This window comes from Micromonospora sp. NPDC023869 (assembly GCF_055559695.1).
Window position 1 is genome coordinate 80,785 of the sequence record NZ_JBVHKD010000020.1, and the last position, 8,145, is coordinate 88,929.

Genomic DNA, 8,145 nt, shown 5'->3' on the forward strand with positions numbered 1-8,145 from the left:
TCAGGTCCGGGCGGGTCAGAACGTGACGCCGTAGCGGCGCAGGGTCCTGCTGGTGACGGCCCGCAGGATCCAGTCGAAGAGGTAGCCGAGCAGGCCGAGGGTGATGATGCCGACGAAGACCCACTCGGTCTTGGCGTAGTTGCGGGCGGTCCAGATGAGCGATCCGAGGCCGCTCTGTGCCGCGACGATCTCGGCGGAGACGATCGTCAGGAAGGAGTTGCCCATGGCCAGCCGGGCGCCGGTCACCACGTGGGGCACGGTCGACGGCAGCACCACCGAGGCCAGGGTGCGTACCGCGTTGGCGCCGAGCGCGCGGGCGGCGCGCAGTCGGAGTTCGTCGACGGACAGGACGCCGGCCAGGGTGTTGAGCGCGACGATGAAAACGGTGGTGTAGAAGATCAGCGCGATCTTCGACGCCTCGCCCGGTCCGAGCCAGATGATCGCCAGGGTGACGAAGGCGATCGGCGGGACGAACCGGAAGAACTGGATGTACGGGTCCAGCATCAACCGCAGCCACGGTACGCAGCCCATCAGCAGTCCGACCGGTACGCCGATGACGACGCCGAGCGCCCAGCCGGTGAGGATCCGGGTCGACGAGGCGCTGATCGAGCTGGCCAGCGTGCCGTCCTGGATGAGTTCGACCGCACCGCGCCAGGTGAGCAGCGGTGAGGGCAGGAAGAAGGCGGTGTAGTTGCGGCTGACCAGGTCCCAGATGACGACGCCGAGCAGCACCGACAGGGCCGACAGGCCGATCCGGGTCAGCCGGGGTCGGCTGGTGCGTCGGCGGGCCGGGCCGGTCGTGTCGCGGCTGGTCTTCTCCGGCACCGCGCGCAGGTCCACGCTCATCGTCGTGCCTTCCTGTCGGCGCCGTCGGGTGTCGGGCGCTGCCGACCGTCGTGTCCGTCGTCGAGGCCCTGGGCCTGCAGGGTGCGGGCCACCTCGGCGCCGATGTCCTCGCGGAGTTCGCGGAAGAGTGCGGCGCTGGCCGGATCGGTCAGGTCGCGGGGTCGGGGCAGGTCGCACGGGTACACGTTCTTGATGGCCGCCGAAGGGCCGGCGGTCATGGTGACGATCCGGTCGCCGAGCAGGATCGCCTCGCCGATGTCGTGCGTGACGAACACGATGGTGGCTCCGGTCTCCCGCCAGATCCGGTCGAGTTCGACCTGCATGACCAGTCGGGTCTGGGCGTCCAGGGCGCCGAAGGGTTCGTCCATCAGCACGACCGACGGTTCGTTGGCCAGCACCCGGGCCAGTTGGGCGCGTTGGCGCATACCGCCGGAGAGCTGGCCGGGGAACCGGTCGGCGCTGTGGCTGAGCCCGACCATCGCCAGGTAACGGTCGACGTCGGCGGCCCGCTGGGCCTTGGCGACGCCGCGCATCCGCGGACCGAAGTCCACGTTCTGTCGGACCGTCAACCACGGGAAGAGCGCTTCGGCGCTCTGGAACACCACTCCCCGGGAGACGTCGGGGCCGGTGACCCGCGCACCCGCGCAGGTCACCTCCCCACCGACGGGTGTGACGAAGCCGGCGATCGCGTTGAGCAGTGTCGACTTGCCGCAGCCGCTGGGGCCGAGCAGGCAGACGAACTCCCCTGCGGCGATGTCCAGGTTCGCCTGGCGGACCGCAACGAAGTCGCCGAACCGGATGTCGACGTCGCTCACGGACACCGGGGAGCCGGTACGGTTCACGCCACTCCCCTGATCATGACGGTCGCCGGGTCGGCCTTCTGGCTGACGATGTTGCTGTCCTGCTGGAACTGGGCGATCTCGTTGTAGCGCTGGATGTCCTCGTCGGTGAAGTCACGGACCTGGCACTGCACGCCTTCGAGGAGGGTCTGTGCCTCGGCGGCGGGCACCTTGATCGCGGTCTCGGTGACGGTGCCGGCCTTGGCGGGGTCGGCGGTGAGCTGCTCGCAGGCCTGGGCGATGGTGTCGACGACCTTCTTGGCCGTCTCCTTGTTGCCCTCGTACCAGGCGCCGTCGACGCCGATCACGAGGTTGTAGACGTACCCGATCTCGCCGCTGGTCAGCAGTACGGTGCCGCCGTTGGCGACGCCCCGCGAGGGCCACGGCTCCCACATGATGTAGCCGTCGACGTCGCCGCGTTGCAGCAGTGCCGGCATCTCGGCGGGTGAGGCGTTGACGAACTCGACCGAGTCGCGGGCGATGTTGCGGCTGTCGAGGACCTTGTTGGTGGCGTACTCGTTAACGGTGCCGGGGACGACGCCGTACTTCTTGATGCCGGCGACGTCGGTGATGCCGGAGCGGGCGACGAGCTTGATGAAGCTGGGCGACTGCGAGAAGACCGCGAGTCCCTTGATGTCGCCTCGGGTCGCGCGGTTGAGCAGGCTGGATTCGGTGCTGGCGGTGACCTGGCCCTGCTTGGCCAGGATCGCGTCGAGCCCGCCGGTCCCCTCCTGGTACTGGGTGACGGTCACGTCGAGCCCGGCCTGGTCGAAGAGGTTCTCCTGGTCGGCGAGATAGATCGGGGAGTACGCCGGGTCGACGCCGACGCCGAAGTTGACGGCGGGGGTGGGGCCGGCGCTGTCGCCGCCGGACTCGCCGGAGGACTGGTTCTCGGAACACGCCGCCATGGCGACGGTCATCAGCAGGGCGGCGGCCGCGGCCGTTACGCGCATTCTCATGGCTACCCCAGACTTCAGCGGCTCATATTGTGGTCTCGGTTGCTTAATATGGGACGCTACTGTGAGGCGCTTTACAACGTCAAGAGGTGCGAGCGACAGCCTCTCAACACAGACAGTAGCCAAAGCCCCCTGGACGTCCCGTCGCGCTCACCGGGCACCGAGGAGATAGCGACCATGGAGTACCTGAACAACCCACTTGGTGCGACGAATCCGAAATCTCAGGCAAGAGCGCCACACGAGAAGCTCGTCACGCACCGTGTCGGCCGCTTGATCGTGAAGCGGCTTCTCTCCCGGTCGTGTGGCCCCTGCCCCGGTGGCGCGCAGCGGTAGCCTGGAGGGGCAGCCGTCTTCCGAGACAGCCGCACGGCGGTGGGGCCCGCCGTACCCGAACCGTGCCGTTCCCGGCCACCAACGGTCCCTACCTGATGACCCTCGTGCACGCCCACACCCGGGCGTGGAGACCGACCAGGTAGGAGCCCGTGTCCGTGCCGCGTGACCACCACCGCGATCCCGCCGCTCCCGGCACGCCGCGCGCACCGGTCGATCCCGACGTCGACGTCCCCCCGTGGCCGCCCGGCACCGGCCGAGTACCGCGACAGTTCGAGATCCTCGCCGTGATCGCGGCCGGCGGTGTGCTCGGCGCCTGCGCCCGCTACGGCGCCGTCGTGCTGTCTCCGACCGCGCCCGGCGCGTTTCCGTGGACGACGTTCTGGATCAACATCACCGGCTGCGCGGTGATGGGTGCGCTCATGGTCCTGATCACCGAATGGCGCACCGCGCATCCACTGGTGCGGCCCTTCCTCGGCACGGGCGTGCTCGGCGGCTACACCACGTTCTCCACCTACGCGCTGGACGCCCAGCACCTGATCGACGGCGGACGGGCCGGCATCGCGGTGCTCTACCTCGCCGTCACCCTCCTGGCCGCGCTGGCTGCCGTGTCGGGTGCGGCGGCGCTCACCCGGCTGCTCGTCCCGACCCTCCCCACCCGAGACGGAGACGCCGGATGAACTGGCTGATGGTCATCGTCGGCGCCCTCGTCGGCGCACCGCTGCGCTACCTGATCGACCGCACCGTCCAGACCCGGCTCGGCACCGCCTTCCCGTGGGGCACCCTCACCGTCAACCTCCTCGCCTGCGTCGGCCTCGGCGTCCTCACCGGCGTCGGCACCGCGATCGCCGTGCCCCCTGCCGTGCAGCACCTGATCGGTCCCGGACTGTGCGCGACGCTGAGCACCTACTCGACCTTCTCCGTCGAGACGGTCCGTCTGACCGAGACCGGCGCGCCGCTGCGCGCCATCGCCAACGCCGTCGGCAGTGTCCTGGCGGGGCTGGCCGCGCTCGCACTCAGCAGCCACCTCGCGGTCGCGTTTCTCGCCTGAGCCCGGCGGCTCCTAGACTCTCCGACGTGGAACGCCTGGACGACGTCACGACACGTAGGGTCCGCCTGGTCGACGTGCTGTCGCAGGCCCGCGACCATGCCGATGGCGGCGCCCCCGTGCTGCTGGGGATCGACGGCCCGAGCGCGAGCGGCAAGAGCACCGTGGCGAAGAGGCTGGCAGCGCTCGGTGACGCAGTCCTGGTCGAGGTGGACGAGTTCTGGACCTGGGGGGACGACCCCGCGTGGTGGGACTACTTCGTCGACCACGTCCTGGTGCCCCTCGCCAGCGGTCGGAACGCCCACTTCCGCGCCCGGAACTGGGCCACCGACACCGCAGGAGTCGCCACCGGCGAGTGGGTGACGACCGCCGCCGGCGCCCTGGTCATCGTGGAGGGCGTCACGTCCACCCGGCGCGCGGTGGCGGACCGCTACGCGTACCGGATCTGGGTGGACGCCCCCGAAGCATCGCGGCTGCGGCGCGGCATCGCGCGCGACGGTGAACAGCACCGCGATGCGTGGCTCGACTGGCTCGCGGTCGAACGTGACTTCTTCGCGGCAGACCAGACCGACACCCGAGCACACCTGCACGTCCACGGCGAGCCGACGGTGCCCTGCGACGACGTCGACGAGGTCGTCGTGCGACGACGGCCGCAGCCGTGAGACCGGGCAGCGCCTACTCCCGCCAGCCGGTCAGCTCGACCCCCTTGGCCAGGTCCACCCGGAAGCCCAGCGCGATCTCGCCACTCTCGCCCGGCGCGAGCGCCAGCCGCCAGGTCACCTCGCCCAGCTCCGTCCGCTCGACCGGCGGCGGTACGACGGTCGTCTCGCGTACCACCACCGCGTCGTCCCGCGAGACCGGAAGCTGATCACGCACCTCGACGGTCGCCGGGCGGGACGTGTGGTTGTCGACGGTGATCCGGTACTCCACCTCGCGGCGCCGGGTCGACCCGAGCGTGGCCTTGGTCTCGGCGCGTCGGTGCAGCGTGCGCTCCACCCGCATCCGGTCGTCCACCCCGAGCGCCACCTCGGTCTCCTCACCCGGCGCCCACATCGGCAGCCGGGTGGAGGCGACGAAGTCGGCGTCGTGGAACACCGCGGCCGGGCCGGCGAGCAGCGCGTGCTCCGACGTGTTGCGGATCGTGGCCCGCAGGTGGGCCTCCGCGGCGCGGACCGGGGCGGTGACATGGTCCAGCCGAGCCGGCAGGTCCAGCACGGCGATGGTGGCCCGGTGGGTGCTGCCGTCGGCGGGCACCGCCACCGGCCGGGCCGGTCGGTAGGTGGCCGCAATGGTCCCCTGCTCGACCTCGGCGACGCTCTCCCGCAGCCTCTGCGGGACCGGCGGCGCGGCACGGGGCGAGCTGGCGGCCGGCGCAGCGCCGAACGCCGGCATCCCGGCCACCATGTCCGGCGCCATGCGCGGTAGTGGCGGCCGGAGCCGGTCCAGATACCAGGGCGACAGGTCCGGTACGCCGGTCGTCGCCGCCGGCCGGGCGGTGGAGAGGCGAAGGTCGCACTCCGGCCAGTCCTCACCGGTGCTCTGGCTGACCATCCCGAACCATGTCACGGTCATCGTCTCGTCGACCAGCCGCAGATCGTAGGAGGGTTGCCACCGGGCGCCCTCCACCAGGTAGGTCAGCTCCAGCTCGACGTCGGTGTCGTCGGCCTCGACCGCCACGATCACCTCGGCGGCCAGCCGGTCCGGCTGTTGCTTGCCCTGCAGGGCGTCGAGATCGCGCCCGACCGCCGCCGACTCCTCCCGCAGCTCGGTGCGTCGACGGGTCAGCCCCCGTCGCCGGGCCCGCGAGTCGGCGAGCTGAGCGGCCACCGAATCGGTGAAGGCGGCCACGTCGCCGGGCGCGGCGTCACCGGCGGCCAGCGCGCGGGCGTACGTGCCACCGGCCCGCTCGGCCAACCGGGTGAGGAACTGTCCACGCTGCTCCTCGATGCCGTCCGCGTCGTCGACCTCGGCCAACTCGTCGGTCACCTCGCGACGGCGCTGCTCCAGGGCGACCACCTGCGCGTCGGTGCTGCGGGCCTGTCGCCACGTGGTCACGTCCACGCCGAGGACGGTGGCCGCGCCCCGACCGCCGACCCGGACCGAGTCGCGCCGCAGGCCGAGCGGGAGCGGCGCGACGCGTACGCGGTGCTGACCGGCCGGCAACCGGAGACCGCCACGACGGGTGACCCGGGCCCGGTCGGGATAGACGGTGACGCCGACGACGGGGGCATCGATCTCCGCAGTGTCCACGGCGGCGAGGGTAGTCGACCCCTGTGACCGTTCCTTTCGGCACTGGTGACCCGCGTCGTGGCGGTGCCGACCGGTCACCGAAACACTTCCGCCACCTTTCCGAAACTACCGGTTGAAAACCCTGGAACATTCTGCCAGCCTGATAGGCACCGATCTATGAGATCGCTAACATTGATCTTCCTCACCAGGGAGGTGTCTCGCACCGTCACCAGGCCCGACCATCCGGGTGACACGTCCACACCGGAGTCCTTCGCCCACGACCACGTCCCGGCGGGCGACGGACTCGATCACCGCCACCCTTCACCTGCCGATCAGACAGCCGAACACGACTCACCACCGCACGGGTGCCGGTCGTGTGTCCTGGCCTCGATCGGCGGACCCGGCATTGCGGGGCGCTCTGGCGAGCGCACCCGATCAGTGACAGATACGTCCTATCCCATCAGTGGAGGATCAGCATGATCTCCCGGACCCGTCCCCCCAGGCGTCGACTCAGAGCGCTCTACGTTCCCGGAGCCGCCGCGCTGGTCGCCGTCTTCGTCGCATCGCTGCTGCCCACACTCGCCCACGCCGCCGAGACCACCCTCGCGGCGGCGGCGAACCAGTCCGGCCGGTACTTCGGTGCGGCGGTGGCGGCGAACAAGCTCAGCGACGGCGCGTACACGACGATCCTGAACCGCGAGTTCAACAGCGTCACGCCCGAGAACGAAATGAAGATCGACGCGACCGAGCCGCAGCAGGGCAACTTCACGTTCACCAACGCGGATCGGATCGTCAACCACGCTCTCAACCGGGGCTGGAAGGTGCGTGGCCACACGCTGGCCTGGCACTCGCAGCAGCCCGGCTGGATGCAGAACATGTCCGGCACCCAGCTGCGTAACGCGATGCTGAACCACGTCACGCGGGTCGCGACCTACTACCGGGGCAAGATCCATTCCTGGGACGTGGTGAACGAGGCGTTCGCCGACGGCGACAGCGGTGCCCGGCGCGACTCGAACCTGCAGCGCACCGGCAACGACTGGATCGAGGCGGCCTTCCGTGCCGCCCGGACGGCGGACCCGGGCGCGAAGCTCTGCTACAACGACTACAACACCGACAACTGGAACTGGGCCAAGACCCAGGCCGTCTACCGGATGGTCCAGGACTTCAAGAACCGGGGCGTACCGATCGACTGCGTCGGGTTCCAGTCGCACTTCAACGCCCAGTCGGCGTACAACAGCAACTACCGCACCACGCTGTCCAGCTTCGCGGCGCTCGGCGTCGAGGTGCAGATCACCGAGCTGGACATCGAGGGCTCCGGCACCTCGCAGGCCAACACCTACCGCAGTGTGGTCAACGACTGTCTCGCGGTCCCCCGCTGCACCGGCATCACGGTGTGGGGCATCCGGGACACCGACTCGTGGCGTTCCGGCGGCACCCCGCTGCTCTTCGACGGCAGCGGCAACAAGAAGGCCGCGTACACGGCCACCCTGGACGCGCTGAACAGCGCCGGTCCCGGAACCACCCCCACGCCCACCACGCCGGGGCCCACCAACCCTCCGTCCGGTTCCGCCAGCGAGATCGTGGGTTCGCAGTCCGGCCGGTGCGTCGACGTCCCCAACTCCTCGCGGGACAACGGCACCCGTGTCCAGCTCTACGACTGCAACAAGCAGACCAACCAGGCCTGGACCTACGACAGCACCACCAAGCAACTCCGCGTCTACGGCGACATGTGCCTCGACGCCGCCGGCACCGCCAACAGCGCCGCCGTCCAGATCTACGCCTGCCACACCCAGACCAACCAGCAATGGAACATCAACACCAACGGCACCATCAGCGGCGTCCAATCCGGCCGCTGCCTCGACGCCTGGAACACCACCAACGGCGCACAGATCCAGCT

Annotated in this window: 8 protein-coding genes; 4 read left to right on the forward strand and 4 right to left on the reverse strand. The window is 70.1% G+C overall.

Annotated elements, in window-relative coordinates:
* Window positions 1-15: 15 nt before the first annotated feature.
* Genes ACZ31C_RS31835 through ACZ31C_RS31845 form a run of 3 tightly spaced genes read right to left on the reverse strand, consistent with a single transcriptional unit; the run spans window position 16 to window position 2,644 of the window.
* Window positions 16-846, reverse strand: coding sequence for an ABC transporter permease (locus ACZ31C_RS31835; protein WP_465798438.1), 831 nt, complete (start codon window positions 844-846; stop codon window positions 16-18).
* Window positions 843-1,667, reverse strand: coding sequence for an ABC transporter ATP-binding protein (locus tag ACZ31C_RS31840; protein ID WP_465798439.1), 825 nt, complete (start codon window positions 1,665-1,667; stop codon window positions 843-845). The genes ACZ31C_RS31835 and ACZ31C_RS31840 overlap by 4 nt, the downstream gene beginning before the upstream one ends.
* Before the next feature lie 17 nt (window positions 1,668-1,684).
* Complete coding sequence (locus tag ACZ31C_RS31845; protein WP_465798440.1) at window positions 1,685-2,644, reverse strand: ABC transporter substrate-binding protein; 960 nt, start codon at window positions 2,642-2,644, stop codon at window positions 1,685-1,687.
* Between the two features lie 479 nt (window positions 2,645-3,123).
* Here ACZ31C_RS31845 and crcB (ACZ31C_RS31850) point away from each other — a divergent pair, with 479 nt between their 5' ends.
* The 3 genes from crcB (ACZ31C_RS31850) to ACZ31C_RS31860 are packed head-to-tail and all read left to right on the forward strand — an operon-like array spanning window position 3,124 to window position 4,681.
* Window positions 3,124-3,651 (forward strand): fluoride efflux transporter CrcB, encoded by a 528-nt coding sequence (crcB, locus tag ACZ31C_RS31850; RefSeq protein WP_465798441.1) that lies wholly within the window; start codon window positions 3,124-3,126, stop codon window positions 3,649-3,651.
* Window positions 3,648-4,022 carry a fluoride efflux transporter CrcB gene (gene crcB, locus ACZ31C_RS31855; RefSeq protein ID WP_465798442.1) on the forward strand — a complete coding sequence of 125 codons (375 nt, stop codon included), beginning with the start codon at window positions 3,648-3,650 and terminating at the stop codon, window positions 4,020-4,022. The genes crcB (ACZ31C_RS31850) and crcB (ACZ31C_RS31855) overlap by 4 nt, the downstream gene beginning before the upstream one ends.
* A gap of 26 nt (window positions 4,023-4,048) precedes the next feature.
* The gene (locus tag ACZ31C_RS31860) at window positions 4,049-4,681 is read left to right on the forward strand and encodes a uridine kinase family protein (protein WP_465798443.1); all 633 of its coding nucleotides are present in this window, start codon (window positions 4,049-4,051) and stop codon (window positions 4,679-4,681) included.
* Window positions 4,682-4,694: 13 nt separating this feature from the next.
* Here the strand turns inward: ACZ31C_RS31860 and ACZ31C_RS31865 are convergent, their stop codons facing one another.
* Window positions 4,695-6,269, reverse strand: a complete 1,575-nt coding sequence (locus tag ACZ31C_RS31865) for a mucoidy inhibitor MuiA family protein (RefSeq protein ID WP_465798444.1) — start codon at window positions 6,267-6,269, stop codon at window positions 4,695-4,697.
* A gap of 455 nt (window positions 6,270-6,724) precedes the next feature.
* Here ACZ31C_RS31865 and ACZ31C_RS31870 point away from each other — a divergent pair.
* Window positions 6,725-8,145, forward strand: a 1,421-nt coding sequence (locus ACZ31C_RS31870) for an endo-1,4-beta-xylanase (RefSeq protein ID WP_465798445.1), incomplete at its 3' end; no start/stop codon positions are given.

Coding starts and splice junctions, on each gene's coding strand:
- ACZ31C_RS31845 (WP_465798440.1), bottom strand. CDS start 2,644: ATGAGAATGCGCGTAACGGCCGCGGCCGCCGCCCTGCTGATGACCGTC.
- ACZ31C_RS31835 (WP_465798438.1), bottom strand. CDS start 846: ATGAGCGTGGACCTGCGCGCGGTGCCGGAGAAGACCAGCCGCGACACG.
- crcB (WP_465798442.1), top strand. CDS start 3,648: ATGAACTGGCTGATGGTCATCGTCGGCGCCCTCGTCGGCGCACCGCTG.